Genomic DNA, 16,593 nt, shown 5'->3' on the forward strand with positions numbered 1-16,593 from the left:
CCACTGTCAAACACCTTGCAAACGATAGGCAAACAGAAAAAGCATTTTCACTATCTAACGTCTATAAAGTAGTTAAGAAATCGCAATACTTCAACGTTTACACCCAATAACACGCCTATTGAAAACGATGTCATCATATGCTACAGTACATAGCAGAACGGTTGGCATACGCACCGAAGCGCGCCAATCGCGTGGCAATGCAGCATCATCGGCCAGCAACGGCCCCGGAAAGAAGGAACCTATGACGGCAACCCAGCAAACCGAAAGCGCGGAACGCATCGCACGACCGCTTATTCAGCTCGCCAAACTCAACGGCATCTCAACGTCGTATATCGACCAGCTCGGCACCTACGTGGAAATCCGCGACGAAGTGCTCGTCTCCGTACTTGCGGCGCTCGGCGTGGACGCATCCAGCGATGAAGCGATCGCGGCATCGTACGAACTCACCAAGCAGCGCATCGCAGACACCCTTGTGGAACCGACCATCGTGAAGTTCATCGGCAAGGAAGCGACCACGCCGATCCGCGCGAAGGGCCACGACGTGACGCTACGCCTGTTGCTTGAGGACGGCACGCGGTATGAGGGCAACCTGTGCATGTATTTGGCCCCGCAGACCGACGGCTCGCTCACGCTCACCCTGCCGGACGACATTCCCGCCGGCTACCACACGCTGCGCGTCAACGCGGGCCCGCTGCACGGCGAGGCGCGACTGATCTGCGCCCCGGCACGCGTACCGCTGCCGCCTGCGGTTGCCGAAAAGCAGCGTTGGGGTTGGATGGCGCAAATGTATTCCATCCGCTCCGCCGAATCGTGGGGCGTGGGCGACTACGGCGATCTGAAGCTGCTGCTCACCGACGCCGCCGAAAAGTCGCATGCCGATTTCATGCTCATCAACCCGATCCACGCAACCGCGCCGGTCGAGCCGCTCGAACCGTCGCCGTACCTGCCGGAATCGCGCCGATTCATGAACGTCACCTACATTCGCCCGCAGGATATCGAGGAATATGCGGGGCTTGACGAGGCCGCGTTGGCCGAAGTCGAGCGCTTGCACGCCGAAGTCGCTCCCGCCAACGACAATGCCGACGAACTCGACATCAACTCCGCGTGGTGGCACAAGCGCCAGGCGCTGCAGCTCGTGTTCAAGGTGCCGCGTTCCGCCGAGCGTCAGGCCGCATTCGAAGCGTTCAAGGAGGCGGCCGGCCCGGATCTGCGCGCATTCGCCGCATGGTCGGTGGCATTCCAGATGTGGGGCGCCCCATGGGAGGGCACATGGTTCGCGGAGACGAACCGTGATTCGCCGGAAGTGGCCGAACTCATGCGCGATCATGCCGACATGGTCGAATTCGAATGCTGGCTGCAGTGGATCGCCGACGAACAGGTGACCGCCGCGCAGACCGCCGCACGCGAAAGCGGCATGGCATTGGGCCTCATGCAAGACATGGCTGTGGGCGTGCACTCGCTGGGCGCCGACGTGTGGTGGAATCCGGAACGCTTCGCCGTCGGCAGCGTCACCGTTGGCTGCCCGCCGGACTTCTACAACCAGCAGGGCCAGGACTGGGGCCAGCCGCCGTTCAATCCGAACTATCTCGCCAAAACCGGTTATGGCGTGTACCGCGAAATGGTGCACAACATGTTCTCGCACGCGGGCGCGGTGCGCATCGACCATGTGCTCGGCCTGTTCCGCCTGTGGTGGATTCCGCAGGGCGAAGGCGCACGCGGCGGCGCATACGTCACTTACGACTATGAGGCGATGATCGCGATCCTCACGATCGAGGCTTCCCGCGTGAACGGCCTAGTGGTCGGCGAAGACCTCGGCACCGTGCCGGATTACGTGCGCACCGTGCTTGCCGAGCACGGTCTGCTCGGCTGCACGGTGGAATGGTTCGCCCGTGTGGACGACTCCCCCAACGCCGGCGACCCGTATGCCGATCCGGCCGATTACCGCGAGTATGCGTTGGCATCCGTCACCACGCACGATCTGCCGCCGACCGCAGGCTACCTGCAGTTCGAGCATGTCAAGCTGCGCGAAGAACTGAACCTGCTCACCGGTCCGGTCGAGGAATTCCAGGCGTCCGCAACCGCGGAACGTCAGGCCATGCTTGACCGACTGGTCGAAAGCGAACTGATCACGCCGGAAATCGCCGCGGACGTCGACGACCATATTCAAGAGATCGTCGAGGCGATGCACAAGATGCTGCTCCGCTCGCCATCCGTGCTTCTGCAGGCGGCGCTGGTGGACGGCGTCGGCGAAACCCGTTCGCAGAACCAGCCGGGCACGTCCAGCGAATACTGCAACTGGCGCGTGCCACTGGCAGGCCCCGACCACAAGGTGGTGCACACCGACGAAGTGTTCGACCTGCCGCGCGTGAAGTCGCTTTCCGCCATCATGAACGGCGAAAAGTAAGCGTCCTCATATAACTCCATAAAGTCCCGTCACGCACCATAGACGGGTGTCCGTAAAACAGTTAATCCTCCGTATGGCTTAGACCATACGGAGGATTTGTTTATGTCTAATCTTCAAACTTGCTGGCGGCAAACGGTTTGTCAAAACCGTTTGCGGACGGCAAGTCCACAGGGGATAGCCGCTTTAGCGGCGCAAGGGGGTGTAGCCACCTTGACGGAACGAAGTGACGAAACATTCTCGGTCGTGCAGTTTTCTTCTGCTGACCGGGAATGAAGCTCCGCAGGACGCACTACTCTCGATAGAGAGTATAGAAGTGCGCCCTTTAGTTCCTAAAGGGTTTTTATCAGTTCGACAAACTTGAATTCAATTTTAATGTTTTATTAGTCTTTACAAATCACCTTTGAACCTTCATCATTGACTATAATTGCCTGGTGGTTGTTAATAGCACAGATATTCAAATCCGAAAACTCAGCCATGATTCTCTCGGTAATTTTCTTAAAGGGTGCCGTGAGATAATGGGGAAGAACATAGAAATCAATCAAATCCAGCCCCTCATTATCTTCTTGAGAGTAATCCTCTGGCTTTTCATCCATTTGTTCAATATATTGAATGGTCGGAGCGCATATAATTGCGCCTGCCAACTCACCGATCATCAGTTTTCCGTTTGCCAATTCTTTCTTCAACAGCTCATCCGTTTCCGTTTTACGTAGCTGGTCCATAAGGAAGAAAGAATTTCCGCCGGTAAAATATATCACATCCGCATCTTCAAAAACAGCCTGTATCGTTGAATAAGCCTCCGTTGAGATATCAATTTCAGTTACAGATGCTCCCAGTTTTTTGAATAGTTTTCGAGCCGAACCAACATAACCGGTGTAACCTTCATGCAGCGAAGCTGTTGGAATAAATGCGACTTTCTTGTTATCAATTTCTTCTTTTATCAAACTTCCTACGCTTGAAAAGTGCGAACATAAAAACAGTTTCATCTAAATTTTCCTTTATGACTTCTGATTTATTGCTCAATTTCGTGTTCAAATTATACCATAAAACTTGTGAACAATTCTACCGCAACTTTGGAATATATGAGAAAAGTCCGAACAGTTTTCTGCCCGGACTTTCTCGCTCAATCATAAATCAATTCCGCTTTCACAACTTCCTCTGCCTGTGCCTTGCAAGCGTTCATCTGCCGTACCCATTCCATTTGGTTTTCAGCTTTCAGCTGTTCGGCCACGTCGTACTGCTTTGCCAGCTCTGGCATGATCAGCTCCATGCGGTTTCGTGCCGCTTCGTCAATCTTAGCGCAATACTGTCTTATGTACACCCGTCTATATGTGACGGGACTTTTTTATGCACATTCAATGACAACGATACTAAGAAAGCTACGCAAGGAACAGCAGACCACTACTCGATGTACGCATGCAAACGATTGCCGCACCGCCGAGTAGACTGGTACGCATGAAGTTCCTATCACCCGACTCCGGCTTTATGCGCGGCCTCAGCGACGCCGTCGACGCGATTTGGATCAACATCCTCATGTTGGTCACCAGCATTCCGATCGTCACCATCGGCGCGGCCTTGACCGCCGGCCACGACGCGGCACGACGCTCGCTCGCAGGCGAAGGCACCGTCACCCGCAATTATTTCACCGCATTCCGGTCAAACTTCGTAAAGGCAACCGGCTATTGGCTGATTTTCGGCATTGCAGGGGCGATCAGCGTGTACTCATGGATCGTGCTGCAGATCACGCCGCTGCTGATTCCGAAATTCGCGTTGAGCATCGTATGGGTCATCGGATTCGAATGGATATGGGCATTGCAGTCACGCTTCGAAAACTCGTTCTGGCGCACGCTCGGCAACGCCTTCGTATTCGGCGTGAGCAATATCGGGCACACGCTCGGCATGGCCGCCATCGACGCGGTCTATATCGCACTGCTGGTCGGCAGCTGGTTTTACATGCCGCAAGGCCTGTTCCTGCTACTCGTTTTGGGCTACGGCACCATGATTATGATTCACGTGCCGATTTTCGAGCACGTGTTCCGTAAATATGTGAAGTAGTTTTCTGATTCGGATATGAAAGAGCCCGGCCTTGCGGCCGGGCTCAATGCTACCTGAGCGAGGCCTGTCGGCCTCGCTCAGGCTGGTGCATGGGACAGCGCACTGCACTGTCCCACAAGGGATGATCGAAGATCATCCCTTGACTGCACCAGCCATTACACCCTTGACGATGTGCTTCTGGCAGATGAGGTAGAAGACAATAATCGGGATGATGGCCATCACCAGGCAAGCCATCATAGCGCCCATATCGACGGAACCATAGCCGCCCTTAAGGTACTGAATAGCCACGGAAATCGTCTTGTACTTGCCCAAATCGAGCGTCAGGTACGGCAGCAGGTAGTCGTTCCAAATCCACATTGCCTGCAAAATCGCAACAGACACGATCGACGGCTTCATGATCGGCACCACGATCTGGAAGAAAATGCGGGGCACGGAAGCGCCGTCAATCATTGCGGACTCTTCCAACGACTGCGGAATGCCCTTGACCACACCGGTGAAGATGAACACGGCCAGGCCTGCGCCGAATCCCAAGTACACAATGCACAAGCCCCACGGAGTGTTGAGCTTCAGCATATCGGCGAGCTTCGAAAGCGTGAACATCACCATCTGGAACGGCACGATCATGTTGAACAGGAACAGCGTGTACAGCAGCTTCGCAGCCCAGTTGTTCACACGCACGATCCACCATGCGCACATCGAAGTGCACACCAAGATCAGAATCACCGAGCCGACCGTGATCAGCAGGGTCCAGCCGAAGCTGGCGAAGAAATTCGTGGTTTCAATGCCACGGGTATAGTTTTCCAATCCAACGAACGCCTTGCCGGTCGGGATGGAGAACGCATCACGCGAAATATACGCCTTCTGCTTGAAGGAGTTGATGATCACCAGCACGATCGGGAAGACCCATGCCAGCGACACCAAGGAAAACAGTACGGTCCACAATCCGCCATGCTTGACCTTTTCTCCGGAAATCATGCTTCCACCTCCTTGGAAGTCGTCAGCTTATTCTGAATCAGCGCAACAATCGCGACAAGCACGAAGAACAGCACTGCCTTGGCCTGTCCAACGCCTTCCCAGCCGACACGGCCATAGAAGGTACGGGTGATGTTCAGCGCCAAGCCTTCAGACATGTTCGACGGAGCGCCGTTCGTCAATGCGAGGTTCTGGTCATACAGCTTGAATCCGTTGGTCACGCACAGGAACGAGCACACGGTAATCGACGGCATCATCAACGGAATGATGATCTTGAACATGGTCTGCGTGCCGTTCGCGCCATCCACGGAAGCCGCTTCAAGCACATCGGTCGGCAGCGACTGCATGCCGGCGATGTAGATGATCATCATGTAGCCGATCTGCTGCCAGCACACCAGTACGACCAGACCCCAGAAGCCGTACGTCGCGCTATAGGTCAGCGAGCGCGCCCAGTGCGCGAGAATGCCGTTGAGCAGCAGCATCCAGATGTAGCCCAGAATGATGCCGCCGATCAGGTTCGGCATGAAGAACACCGAACGGAAAATGTTCGATCCCTTGATCGCCTTGGTGAGCATGTAGGCGATGAAGAACGCGACCACGTTGATCACGATCGTGGTGACGATCGTCAGCAATGTGGAGAAGCCCAACGCGTGCAGGAATTCCTTGTCCTGCAGTGCGCGGGTGTAGTTCTTAAGCCCTACGAACTCGGCGTCGGTAACCGTTGTGAACTTGCAAAAGCTCAGGTAGACGCCCATGATGAATGGAACGACGAATCCAATAATGAATGCGGCGAACGTTGGCAGCGCAAACAGCGCCCACCATTTCCGTATCGCCTTGCCAGCCATGCTGATCATAGCCTGCCTGCTTTCTTTCCTTCTCCATTCCGATCACCGCGGCACCGCGGTGCGGAATTCCTGCAATTGTTGGCCGAATCAGCGGATCACTGCTCTGTTCTCCACCTTTCCGGTATTTACACTCGTCATGATAAACGGCATGACACGAAATGTCAAACGTTGTCATTTTTGCATGTCTTGAGACGCAAATTTACCAACGTTGTAATGTTTTTGATTATCAAAACTCGTTGCAATATCAAGCATTTTAAGCCTCTTCTGCTATAATGAAAACGTTTGTAATGCATGTATTGCAAAGATGTCGCAATACAGTATGTTGGAACGTAAGCAGTCACAAGGAAAAACATGAAAAGCAGTATTCAAGATGTAGCGCAGCTTGCGCACGTATCCATTTCAACGGTTTCGCGTTCCTTCACACGCCCGGATCTCGTGTCGAAAGCCACCCGAGACAAGGTGATGAAAGCCGCGGACGAGCTGAACTTCTCCATTTCACGTTCCGCAGCCGCGCTGAAAACCGGTCGCGCGCTACGCATCGCGGTCCCGGTTTCCGGACGGCTCAACCTGTGGTTCAGCTCATCCATCATCGAAGGCCTCAACCAGATCTTCCACGACGAGGGATACGACATTTCCATCTACCAGATGTCGAGCATCGAGGAACGTCGTGAATTCTTCGACATGCTGCCGGTGCGCCGCAACGTCGACGCGGTAATCGTCATTTCCTTCGATATCGACGCCAACGAGATCGATCAGCTCAAGTCCGTCAATGTGCCAATCATCGGCATCAACTCGAGTCTGCCGGAAGAGCGCGGTTTCAGCGCGGCCGTGCGCATCGACGACAAGCAGGGATCCGAGCTTGCCGCACGCCATCTTATGACGCTCGGCCACCGTGACATCGCCTACATTCGCACCAACCGCGAAGTGACGCTCCACTTCAGCGTGCAGGGACGTTTCGAATCGTTCATGGCGTGCTGCCAAGCCAACGGCGTCGAACCGCGCGTGCTCGTCACCGACGAAAGCAAGAACAACATCAGCAAAGTCGTGACGCAGCTGCTCAGCCTCGACCATATGCCGACCGCGATCGCCTGCCAGGAAGACGGCATCGCGGTGCCGCTGCTGTTCCAGCTGGAACGCAACGGATTCACCGTGCCGAACGATATTTCCATCATCGGCTACGACGACAGCATTTACGCGCGCGACCTCGGCCTGACCACCGTGCGCCAGACGCCTGTCGAAATGGCGCAGGAGGCGGCCCGCATGACGCTCGATCTCATTGAGGAGCGCCCGCTTGACGAACCGTTCAAAACGTTCCCGGCGCAGCTGATCGTGCGTTCCACTACGGCTCGTCTGCATCGCTAAACGGTCCGAACGAGCACCGTTCGCATAGCGTCTGTTTTTTGCCGCCATGTTGAACTTCACCACTTCGTGACAGCGATTACAGGCTACCGTTGCCTTACGCTATCTTGTAATCGAATCTTTATATTCGTCTTTCGACTACTGTAAATGATAGCGCTTTCATTTCTGTTGTACAAATTCACCAATCTACAGCGTGTTTTCGTCTAAAATCAAGGCTTTTAGTATCATGGAAGCGTTAATCATTTTCATCAAAGGAGACACATGGCCAAACCGACCATCGCCAACGTAGCCGAATTGGCAGGAGTGTCGCAAGCCACCGTTTCCCGAGCACTTCGTGGCGCGACCAACGTCACAGAAGAGACCCGCATCAAAGTTCAGCGGGCAGCGGATCAACTCAACTTCACACTCTCAAAAAGCGCTTCCGCCCTAGCATCCGGAAAAACCATGCGCGTCATCCTCCTGGTCTCGGGCAAACTCAACGAGTGGTTCAATTCCGGAGTGCTCCAAGGGGTCTACGAGGAGCTCGCGCCGGTCGGCTATGACGTCACACCGGCCTTCATCACCGACCGCAGCGAACTGGACCGGTTCTTCTCCCAGCTGCCGAAAAGCCGCAACGCGGACGCCATCATCATTTCCTCATTCCAGCTCATGCCCGCCATGCGCGACCAGCTCCAAGCCATAGACCTGCCGACCGTGGGCGTCAACGTTCCTGCGGAATCGGGTTATTTCGACGCTTCCATCAGCATCGACAACTCCAGTGCGATGACCATGGCCGTACGATTGCTGCGCTCTCTGGGGCATACCAACATCGCGTTCTGCAGCGACTACATTCCGGCCGACATGGTCTACAACACCAGCCAACGCACCCAGGCGTTCGCGGATGCCGCACAGGCCAACGCCACCGATGGAATCACATTCAGCCTGCTTACGGCCGACGCGCACGATGCGCCGCTGAGCAAATCCGACCTCGCCTCGCAACTGACCGCGAAACTGCTGTCACTTCCGGAACGCCCCACCGCCGTCTGCGTGGAAACCGACCAAGTCGCCATCGCACTGGTCAAGGAACTACGCAAGCAGCAGCTGAATGTGCCGGAAGACATTTCAGTGCTCGGCTTTGACGACGCCGAAATCGCACAGGCAGCGGATCTTTCCACCATTCGCCAGGAGCCAATCGAGCTAGGGCGCATAGCCGGTAGAAAAGTGCTGCAGCTCCTACGTAACGAACCTCTTGAACATCCGCATGAACTGCAGGATCCTTTGCTGGTGTTGCGCAACACCACAAGCCGCATTGACAGCGGGGCGGCGCCGGCGGAATAAATCGGCGTCATAAATCGACGGCAGCTGAATAAATCGAGAGGCAGCGGAAAAACGTAAAGCCGCCAAAACGCGAAAGCGGCCTGTATGCATGAACCAGATCATGCACACAGGCCGCTCTTTTCATCGCAAGCCTTGCAGGGCTTCAATCAGCGGTGCGATCTCACCCCTGCTGATCGAATTTCTGCGCTTGAGGAACGGATCCCAACGATTCCTCGTTGTTGTTCCATTCGGTGGCCCAGCCGTCGACGTAGGCGCTCTTCACCTTGCTCCAATCGCCGGTGCCCTGCGCGTATTCGATAAGCGCCGCGGCGACGTCGTCCTGCCACTGCTGATCCGGAACGGTGAAGCTGCGCACCTCGGTCTTGCCGTCGACAGCGTAGGAGCGAGCGATCTTGGTCAGCGGATTATCCGGCTGGAACTCATCGCCATCGAATGTGGTGAACGGTACGGAGAAGCCCATATCCTGGGAGAGGATCTTCTTGGCCTCGTCATCGGTGACCATCCACTTGATGAAGTCGAGCGTGGCCTGCTTGTCTTTGTCGGAAGCGTTCTTGTTCACCGCCCAGCTGGCGTCATACACGCCTGCGGGACCGCTCTCCTCCTCGCCCTTGATGCCCATGTAATACGGCAGCATGCCAAGATCGTCGTCCGCTACTTCGTTACCCTTGATCTGCGTGTAGGCCCAGACACCGTTCGGATAGAACGCCACCTGGCCAAGCGCGAATTCGGAAGTGACATCGTCGTACGTCTTCGAGCTGACCAGGCTCGGATCAGTCGGGCTGGTCTCCAGCTCGAGATCGAACAGATCCTTGTAGTTATCCAAGTAGGTGCCCTTGATGGTCTTGGAGAACGTGGTGTTCATGTCCTTGTACTCGTAGTACAGCGGGATGCGCCCCATATGCGCGGAGAAACGGTATGTGTCGGAGGCATCCAGACCTGGCGTCGCGAACGCGCCGTCGACGCCGAGATCGTCCTTGTGCTCGTTGATGGACTCGGCCACGGCCTTGAGCGTCTTGTAATCCTTGATGTCGTCGGCGCTCTTGATCACCGCGTAATCCTTGCTGGCGTAATCGTTGATGATCTTCTTGTTGTAGATGATGCCGTACCATTCAGCCGCGTATGGCAGCGTGAACGAATCGCCATCAATGGTGTAGGAGTAGGCCTTGCCGTCATCGGTGAGCAGTTTGTACGCTTCGGTGTCCTGCAATGGCTCGCAATACTTCTGATATTTTGCGAACTGGTCGAAACCGGAGATGTTGAACATGGTCGGCGCGTTGGACTTGGCCAGCTCCGAGCTCATGGTCGCATCGTATGTGCCGGACGCACCGGTCTGCACGTCCACCTGCACACCGGTTTTTTCGGTATACATTTCGGCGAGCTGCTTGTATTGGTCCACGACTTCCGACTTGTTGTTCATGAAATACACATGGCCCTTGTCGGAATCAGCGCTGCTGCTGCCGCCGCCGCAAGCCGCCAACGATACGCCCATGGCCAACGCCGCGGCGACCGCGCACGTTTTGGTGATGATTCCCTGCTTCATTGCTTATCTCCTTCGTTGGATTTGTTGTTATTCGTTGGACTTGCTGATTTTCGTGGTAGCTATTTGTACGTGCGCCGGCATTGCTTCCGGCCGCCGCGTTATAGCTGGAGCCAGACGGTGGTGTCCTGCGGCAATCGGCCATCCTCGGTGAGTTCACCCGACGCGAGGATGACATCGCCTTGCGGTAGTTCGGCCGGACGTTCGCCGAAATTGGTGACGCTCGCCCAACCGTTGGAACGACTGTAGGCGATGACTCCGCCGCGTTGTCCATCCGCGCCGTCCCGCACGTCAGATGGACGATCCTCGTCCAGCCACTGCAGTTCGGTGTCCTGCGGCATCAGGTTATGCCTCAACGACAGCGCCTTGCGGTACAGGTTCAGCATGGAATTCGGGTCGGCATCCTCCACGTCGACGGCGAAATCCTTGTACCATTTCGGCTGTGGTAGGTGTGGATCGTGCTCGGCGCCCGCAGGAGAGAAACCGAAAGAACCATCGTGGCCGAATTCGTCATCGGGATCATCGAGCTTCGGTGCGTCTGCGGCGACCCAGGGCAGCGGCACACGGCAGCCGTCACGGCCTTTTTCGATTTGCTCGCGCACGCTGTTGAACGCGGTGGGATCCTCCAGCTTGTTCCAAGGAATATCCGCGACTTCCGGCAGTCCCAGTTCCTCACCCTGGTAGATGTAGGTGGAACCAGGCAAGGCAAGTTCCATAAGAATCGCGGCGCGGGCACGCTTGGCGCCCAATTCGCGGTTCTCCTCATAGGTGGTACCGTCGCGCAGCAGCCAATCCTTGGCCAGCTGATGATGCGACGAGGCTGGAACCTGCGGCAATCCATAACGGCTGGCGTGACGAGGCACGTCGTGGTTGCTCATCACCCAAGTCGCGGAGGAGCCGGAACGTTCCGCGCTTTCCAAGCCTTCCTCGATGGCCAGGTGCATGTCGTCGCGAATCCAGTCCTTCTTGGCGAACTCGAAGTTGAACACCTGTCCGAGCTCTTCGGTCGAAGCGTACAGATGCTGGCGATCCGGATTGACCCAGGCTTCGGCCACGGCGAATGCCGGCGGATTGTACTCGTTGAACACCTTGCGCCACTCGCGGTAGATGTCATGCACCTCATCACGGTCATACAACGGGTGCGACCCGTCCGAGGGAAGCACATGCTCGCAGACCTTGTAGCTTTCGAGGTCGTCGCGGTCAAGATCCTTGGCGAGGCCGTGCGCCACGTCCACGCGGAAGCCGTCCGCACCATGGTCGAGCCAGAAGCGCAGCGTCTTGATGAAGTCGGCGCGCACCTCGGGGTTCTTCCAGTTCCAGTCCGGCTGCTCCTTGGTGAACATGTGCAGATACCACTGGCCGTCAGGAACGCGCGTCCACGCCGGACCGCCGAAGCTTGCGATCCAATCAGTCGGCGGCTGGTCGCCGTTCGGGCCCTTGCCGTCGCGGAAGATGTAACGGTCGCGTTCCGGGGAGCCTGGGGCGGCCGCGAGGGCGGCCTTGAACCATTCGTGCAGGTTGGAGCTGTGGTTCGGCACGATGTCGACCACGACCTTGATGCCGTGCTCGTGGGCGGCCTTGGCGAGCTCGTCGAAATCGTCCATGGTGCCGAGCTTCGGGTCGACGTTGCGGTAGTCGTCCACGTCGTAGCCGCCGTCGGCAAGCTGGGACGGGTAGAACGGGCTCAGCCAGATGGCATCCACGCCGAGTTCGGCGAGGTAGTCGATCTTCTCGGTGACGCCTGCGATGCTGCCCAGGCCCGAACCGCGGGAGTCCTTGAAGGAACGCGGGTACACCTGGTACACCACGGCCTGCTTCCACCACAACGCCGGATCGGTAGTATCAATTTCTTGTTGCACCATATGTTTTCACTTTCGTTCGCATCGTCGCAAAATGATAGCGGTTACATTTCTTCAAACTACAGATAAGAACATTTTTAAATCAACATCTTTTCTGCTTATTATTAATAATGATAGCGCTTTCATTACTGCAACGCAATCCCTCCGACGCACGGCGTGTCCTACAGCCGTACGTCGCCGCATAAAAAAACGAACTGCAATCAGGAGAGGAAAGGAAGACTTCCGATTGCAGCTCGTTGCTTGTTCAATTATTCAGTTATGCAGTTATTCGATCAATCACGCGCCGATGGTATTTCCGCGCTACGCGACGCGCGGACCGATTCGTCATGCGCGATTACGATTGGTTTTTCGAGACGATCAGTGAGACGCGTCGTATTCGGTCTTCCAACCGTCCACGAATGCGGTCTTGACGGCATCCCAGTCGCCGGTGCCCTGCGCGTACTCGAGGAGGGCGGAACCGAGCTGGTTCTTCCACTCTTCGGACGGCATCATGGTGAAGTTCCAAGAGACTGCGGTCTTGTCAGAATTCTGATCTTCAACAGCGGCCTGCACCAGCGGATTGTCGGACTTGACATCGCTGAAGGACTTGAACGGAGTGGTGAAGCCCATGGCGCTGGACAGGGACTCGATGCCGGTCTTGCTGGTGACGACCCACTTCAGGAAATCCTTGGTGGCCTGCTTATCGGCGTCGGAAGCCTTGGAGTTAATGCACCAGTAGTTCTCGGAGCCAGTGGCCAGACCCTGGTTCTCCTCGCCCTTGACGCCCGTGTAGATCGGGAGCATGCCGATGGACTCGGCCTTCATGCCGTTCTTCTGCAGATCGGTCCATGCCCAAGTGCCGTTCTGATAGAACACGGCCTCGCCGAGGGAGAACTCGGAGGTGGCGTCATCACCGGTCTTGGAGCTCAGCTGGGTCGGTTCGGTGGTGGAATCCTTCAGGTACAGGTCGAAGATGTTCTTATACTCCGGCAGATAGGTACCCTTGACGGTCGCCGGCTGCTTGGTGATGTTGTCATCCTTGAACTCGTAGTACAGCGGCAGGTTGGCCAGATGGGTCTTGAAGCGCCAATCGGAGCTGGAATCGAAACCGGCGGAAGTGAATGCGCCCTTAACGCCGAGCTGGTCCTTCTTGGCCTGGATGTCATCAGCCACGGCCTTCAGGGTATCGAAATTGTCGATATCCTTGACGTCCTTGATCTTGGCGCCATCGGTGGCGATGTACTTGGCCAGCAGATCCTTGTTGTAAATCAGACCATAGGTTTCCATAGCGTACGGAACGCCAACGACCTTGCTCCCATCCTTGAGGGCGACGTCCTTGTTGATGAGCTGCTTGTACGGCTCGGTGTCCGTCATGTCATCAGTGTAGGACTTCCAGTTCTGATAGCCGACCGGACCATTGACCTGGAACAGGGTCGGGGCTTCGGACTTGGCGATCTCGGACTTCAGGGTCTGCTCGTAGGTGCCGGAAGCAGCAGTCTGGACCTTGACCTCGACACCGGTTTCCTTGGTGTAATCCTTGGCCAGCTTCTGCCATTCGTCGTTGGATTCCGGCTTGAAGTTCAGGTAATAGACCTTGCCCTTGCCGTCGTCGGAGCTGGAGCTCGATCCGCAAGCGCCCAACGTGCCTACGGACATCGCCGCGATGGCGACCATTCCAACTGCTGCCTTGATAGTACGATTCATCATCGAACCTTTCTCTTCCATTCCTGTTTCCCAGCACCCCGCTGGTCAACATCCTGTGAAATCGCTTCCTCACGATTCCTGACATGCACTATTGTGCCGCATTTCTCCCGTTTTTGCAAACGTAAGCAAGAAAAACCATTTTTAGAGTGATTTTACGATCGCAGGTTTTTCTCAAAATACTTTATTTTCAACGGTTTTCATCACACTGTCTTTATGAAACCGTTTGCGACACACCCTCCATATCACACGGCAACAATCGCAGTGAATCGCGAACCTGACGCCGTACGGCAACAAAAAACGTCGGCGGTTTGTAAACGATGTCAAACTACCGACGCTCAGCCCAGCGCAACGCACCTAGCAATTCCAATGCTCGATAACGTTGTCTCCCTTATATTGGCTCAGCACGCAATAATGCGCGGTGTCGAGGCGCAGCAAACGCGCGAAATGCGGATCGACGTCCAGCCACTGCGAGGTGAGGATGCGCAACACATGCGCGTGCGCCACCAACAGCACGTCATGACCGGCATTGAGCAGCGGCATCACCGCGTCGATCGCATCGCGGGTGCGCGCGGCGGCCTCCTCAACCGTCTCGCCAGGGCCATTGTGCACCGGAACCTGCTCGCCGCTTGGCAACGTCTCAACCCAGTCGCCCTCCAACGATTCGGGAAGGGAACGCGGACCGTCGCGCCATACATCCCACTGGAAGCCGCCAGCCTCGCTCACCTCCTGGCGTGTACGCCCTTCGGCACGGCCGTAATCCCATTCCGCAATCTCGTCAAGCACTTTGAAATCGCCATAACCAGCCAGTTGCGCGGTCTGCTGGGCGCGACGCAGGGGGCTTGCGAACATGCAGCCTTGGTCGAAACCATTGGGGAACGCCTCACGAAGACGCTCGCCCGCCGCACGAGCCTGCTCGCAACCGGTATCGGTCAACGGAATATTGGTTCGGCCGGTATGCTGGCCCGATTCGCTCCACACAGTCTGGCCATGGCGCAGCAGTACCAGGCGGCCGGGCGCGATTGAAGAAGCATCCTTGCTTCCGACTTGAGTATCTGTCATACTCCTACTCTAGCCGACGAAAAGCGTTTCACCAGCAATCTTCCACCACGTGTCTTAAGCGCTTCGCAACGCACGCATGCGCCGGCGAAATCCAACCGAAATCCGACGGCACGGTCTACACTGGAAATCATGAGTGAAATGCCTGACCCGGAATCCAGCGCAGACCGCATCGTAGCGTCGCTGCATAACGTCGACGAGAAAGTGAATGCCCTGCGCGAACAGCGAATCAACGATCCCGACGATCTTTGCGACAAGATGTTCAAGGTGGCCGCCCCCACGCTGGCCGGACTCGTGTTCGGCAAACTGTTCGAACTGGCATGGCGCAAGTCGGTCGGCCGCAAAGCCGTGTTGCCGGACGGCACCACCGACAAACGCAAGGAACTGGCGCTGAATCTCGTGTTCGGCGTGGCTTCCGCAGGACTCGGCGCGCTGGTATCGCAACTATCCGACCGCGGATCGCAGGCGCTGGTCGATCGCCGCCACTCCCGTCAATCGCGCCGAATCCGCTGAAACCGTGGAATCCGCTAGATTTGCCGATAAGCGCAAATTTCGCCAGATCCGCAAACAATCCCACTCCAACTTCCATATTTCGAAGCGTGCGATTCAGATCTGCAATTGAAGCTGCGGCTGGAACCGCACGAAACTGCACGAAACTGCGATTGGAAGGAATGCGCTTGCGGGCGAAAATACTTGCGCAATTACGCGGATGGGATATAAATAGTCAACATGAGTAATATTCTGCATAATGCAACTGTCGACACTCTGCTGGAGCGTCGTTCCATCCGCAAATTCAAACCGAAGCCGCTGAGCGACGATATCGTCGAAACTCTCGAAACCGTGGCCCAGCATGCCGCAAGCAGCCAATTCCTGAACGACTGGTCGGCAATCCGCATCACCGATCCGGCCGCAAAGAAGCGTCTTGCCGAAATCGGCGGGCAGCCATATATCGCGACCGCGCCACTGCTGTACGTGTTTGTGCTTGACGAGCATCGCAATGCGGCCATCGCAGCTTCCAAGGGCGTTGAGACCGCTTCCGACGAGTTTACGTTGAATGGCAGCTATCGTTACACTCAGGCACAGAATGACGCAGTTTTGGCGCTTCATGCGATGGAGACGGCCGCTTATTCGCTCGGCCTTGGCTGTGTGATTCTCGGCTCGCTGCTTAACGATGTTCCGGCTTTGATTGATCTGCTGAATCTTCCGGAATACACGTACCCTGTGCTCGGACTTGCGATTGGCAAGCCCGATCAGGATCCCGCACTCAAGCCGCGTATGCCGCGCTCCATGCAGTTCTTTGAGAATGAGTATCCGTCGAACAATGAGACGTTGCTTGCCGGTTTGCAGGATTTTGACGAGGAAGTGCATCGGTATTACGATTTGCGCAATACCGAGCGCCCAGTTGATCCGTTCAGCGATCAGATCGCGTCGAATGCGGTCGATTCCGGTGTGACCAGCAAGGCCGTGGCTCCAAACGCCAAGCGCCAAGGCTTCCGCCTCGAGCGCTAA

14 protein-coding genes are annotated in these 16,593 nt (G+C 56.3%); 6 read left to right on the forward strand and 8 right to left on the reverse strand.

The window, feature by feature from the left end:
- Positions 1-241 precede the first annotated feature (241 nt).
- Positions 242-2,404: a 4-alpha-glucanotransferase gene (gene malQ / locus BBPC_RS08690; RefSeq protein ID WP_004223573.1), complete on the forward strand. Its 2,163-nt coding sequence runs from the start codon at positions 242-244 to the stop codon at positions 2,402-2,404.
- Positions 2,405-2,784: 380 nt separating this feature from the next.
- On the opposite strand, the gene BBPC_RS08695 is transcribed toward malQ, so the two are convergent.
- Complete coding sequence (locus BBPC_RS08695) at positions 2,785-3,387, reverse strand: Type 1 glutamine amidotransferase-like domain-containing protein (protein WP_004223580.1); 603 nt, start codon at positions 3,385-3,387, stop codon at positions 2,785-2,787.
- A gap of 137 nt (positions 3,388-3,524) precedes the next feature.
- A complete protein-coding gene (locus tag BBPC_RS08700; protein ID WP_004223583.1) occupies positions 3,525-3,671 on the reverse strand; it encodes a TnpV protein in 147 nt (48 codons plus the stop codon).
- A 185-nt stretch (positions 3,672-3,856) separates the two neighbouring features.
- Between BBPC_RS08700 and BBPC_RS08705 the strand changes: the two genes are divergently transcribed.
- Positions 3,857-4,456 carry a YesL family protein gene (locus BBPC_RS08705; RefSeq protein WP_004223588.1) on the forward strand — a complete coding sequence of 200 codons (600 nt, stop codon included), beginning with the start codon at positions 3,857-3,859 and terminating at the stop codon, positions 4,454-4,456.
- A gap of 132 nt (positions 4,457-4,588) precedes the next feature.
- On the opposite strand, the gene BBPC_RS08710 is transcribed toward BBPC_RS08705, so the two are convergent.
- Together BBPC_RS08710 and BBPC_RS08715 are read right to left on the reverse strand one after the other, a co-directional pair.
- Positions 4,589-5,431 (reverse strand): carbohydrate ABC transporter permease, encoded by an 843-nt coding sequence (locus tag BBPC_RS08710; RefSeq protein WP_004223590.1) that lies wholly within the window; start codon positions 5,429-5,431, stop codon positions 4,589-4,591.
- Positions 5,428-6,282 carry a carbohydrate ABC transporter permease gene (locus tag BBPC_RS08715; protein WP_004223593.1) on the reverse strand — a complete coding sequence of 285 codons (855 nt, stop codon included), beginning with the start codon at positions 6,280-6,282 and terminating at the stop codon, positions 5,428-5,430. The genes BBPC_RS08710 and BBPC_RS08715 overlap by 4 nt, the downstream gene beginning before the upstream one ends.
- Before the next feature lie 342 nt (positions 6,283-6,624).
- Here BBPC_RS08715 and BBPC_RS08720 point away from each other — a divergent pair, with 342 nt between their 5' ends.
- Together BBPC_RS08720 and BBPC_RS08725 are read left to right on the forward strand one after the other, a co-directional pair.
- Positions 6,625-7,635: a LacI family DNA-binding transcriptional regulator gene (locus tag BBPC_RS08720; protein WP_004223598.1), complete on the forward strand. Its 1,011-nt coding sequence runs from the start codon at positions 6,625-6,627 to the stop codon at positions 7,633-7,635.
- Between the two features lie 258 nt (positions 7,636-7,893).
- Positions 7,894-8,949, forward strand: coding sequence for a LacI family DNA-binding transcriptional regulator (locus BBPC_RS08725; RefSeq protein ID WP_004223600.1), 1,056 nt, complete (start codon positions 7,894-7,896; stop codon positions 8,947-8,949).
- A gap of 160 nt (positions 8,950-9,109) precedes the next feature.
- Here the strand turns inward: BBPC_RS08725 and BBPC_RS08730 are convergent, their stop codons facing one another.
- The 4 genes from BBPC_RS08730 to BBPC_RS08745 form a co-directional block, all read right to left on the reverse strand.
- Entirely contained in the window at positions 9,110-10,489 is a 1,380-nt protein-coding gene (locus tag BBPC_RS08730) for an ABC transporter substrate-binding protein (RefSeq protein ID WP_004223604.1), read from the reverse strand.
- A 98-nt stretch (positions 10,490-10,587) separates the two neighbouring features.
- Positions 10,588-12,348, reverse strand: coding sequence for a glycoside hydrolase family 13 protein (locus BBPC_RS08735; RefSeq protein WP_004223605.1), 1,761 nt, complete (start codon positions 12,346-12,348; stop codon positions 10,588-10,590).
- Positions 12,349-12,702: 354 nt separating this feature from the next.
- Positions 12,703-14,049, reverse strand: coding sequence for an ABC transporter substrate-binding protein (locus BBPC_RS08740; protein WP_004223607.1), 1,347 nt, complete (start codon positions 14,047-14,049; stop codon positions 12,703-12,705).
- A gap of 333 nt (positions 14,050-14,382) precedes the next feature.
- Positions 14,383-15,087 (reverse strand): histidine phosphatase family protein, encoded by a 705-nt coding sequence (locus BBPC_RS08745; RefSeq protein WP_004223610.1) that lies wholly within the window; start codon positions 15,085-15,087, stop codon positions 14,383-14,385.
- A gap of 129 nt (positions 15,088-15,216) precedes the next feature.
- Here BBPC_RS08745 and BBPC_RS08750 point away from each other — a divergent pair, with 129 nt between their 5' ends.
- Positions 15,217-15,597 (forward strand): DUF4235 domain-containing protein, encoded by a 381-nt coding sequence (locus tag BBPC_RS08750; RefSeq protein WP_004223612.1) that lies wholly within the window; start codon positions 15,217-15,219, stop codon positions 15,595-15,597.
- A 216-nt stretch (positions 15,598-15,813) separates the two neighbouring features.
- The gene (locus BBPC_RS08755; RefSeq protein ID WP_004223617.1) at positions 15,814-16,593 is read left to right on the forward strand and encodes a nitroreductase family protein; all 780 of its coding nucleotides are present in this window, start codon (positions 15,814-15,816) and stop codon (positions 16,591-16,593) included.

The organism is Bifidobacterium pseudocatenulatum DSM 20438 = JCM 1200 = LMG 10505, assembly GCF_001025215.1.
Lineage (GTDB): Bacteria > Actinomycetota > Actinomycetes > Actinomycetales > Bifidobacteriaceae > Bifidobacterium > Bifidobacterium pseudocatenulatum.

Excerpts from the sequence above, each read along its gene's own strand:
- malQ (WP_004223573.1), top strand. The coding sequence starts at position 242 with ATGACGGCAACCCAGCAAACCGAAAGCGCGGAACGCATCGCACGACCG.
- BBPC_RS08695 (WP_004223580.1), bottom strand. The coding sequence starts at position 3,387 with ATGAAACTGTTTTTATGTTCGCACTTTTCAAGCGTAGGAAGTTTGATA.
- BBPC_RS08700 (WP_004223583.1), bottom strand. The coding sequence starts at position 3,671 with ATGGAGCTGATCATGCCAGAGCTGGCAAAGCAGTACGACGTGGCCGAA.
- BBPC_RS08705 (WP_004223588.1), top strand. The coding sequence starts at position 3,857 with ATGAAGTTCCTATCACCCGACTCCGGCTTTATGCGCGGCCTCAGCGAC.
- BBPC_RS08710 (WP_004223590.1), bottom strand. The coding sequence starts at position 5,431 with ATGATTTCCGGAGAAAAGGTCAAGCATGGCGGATTGTGGACCGTACTG.
- BBPC_RS08715 (WP_004223593.1), bottom strand. The coding sequence starts at position 6,282 with ATGATCAGCATGGCTGGCAAGGCGATACGGAAATGGTGGGCGCTGTTT.
- BBPC_RS08720 (WP_004223598.1), top strand. The coding sequence starts at position 6,625 with ATGAAAAGCAGTATTCAAGATGTAGCGCAGCTTGCGCACGTATCCATT.
- BBPC_RS08725 (WP_004223600.1), top strand. The coding sequence starts at position 7,894 with ATGGCCAAACCGACCATCGCCAACGTAGCCGAATTGGCAGGAGTGTCG.
- BBPC_RS08730 (WP_004223604.1), bottom strand. The coding sequence starts at position 10,489 with ATGAAGCAGGGAATCATCACCAAAACGTGCGCGGTCGCCGCGGCGTTG.
- BBPC_RS08735 (WP_004223605.1), bottom strand. The coding sequence starts at position 12,348 with ATGGTGCAACAAGAAATTGATACTACCGATCCGGCGTTGTGGTGGAAG.
- BBPC_RS08740 (WP_004223607.1), bottom strand. The coding sequence starts at position 14,049 with ATGGAAGAGAAAGGTTCGATGATGAATCGTACTATCAAGGCAGCAGTT.
- BBPC_RS08745 (WP_004223610.1), bottom strand. The coding sequence starts at position 15,087 with ATGACAGATACTCAAGTCGGAAGCAAGGATGCTTCTTCAATCGCGCCC.
- BBPC_RS08750 (WP_004223612.1), top strand. The coding sequence starts at position 15,217 with ATGAGTGAAATGCCTGACCCGGAATCCAGCGCAGACCGCATCGTAGCG.
- BBPC_RS08755 (WP_004223617.1), top strand. The coding sequence starts at position 15,814 with ATGAGTAATATTCTGCATAATGCAACTGTCGACACTCTGCTGGAGCGT.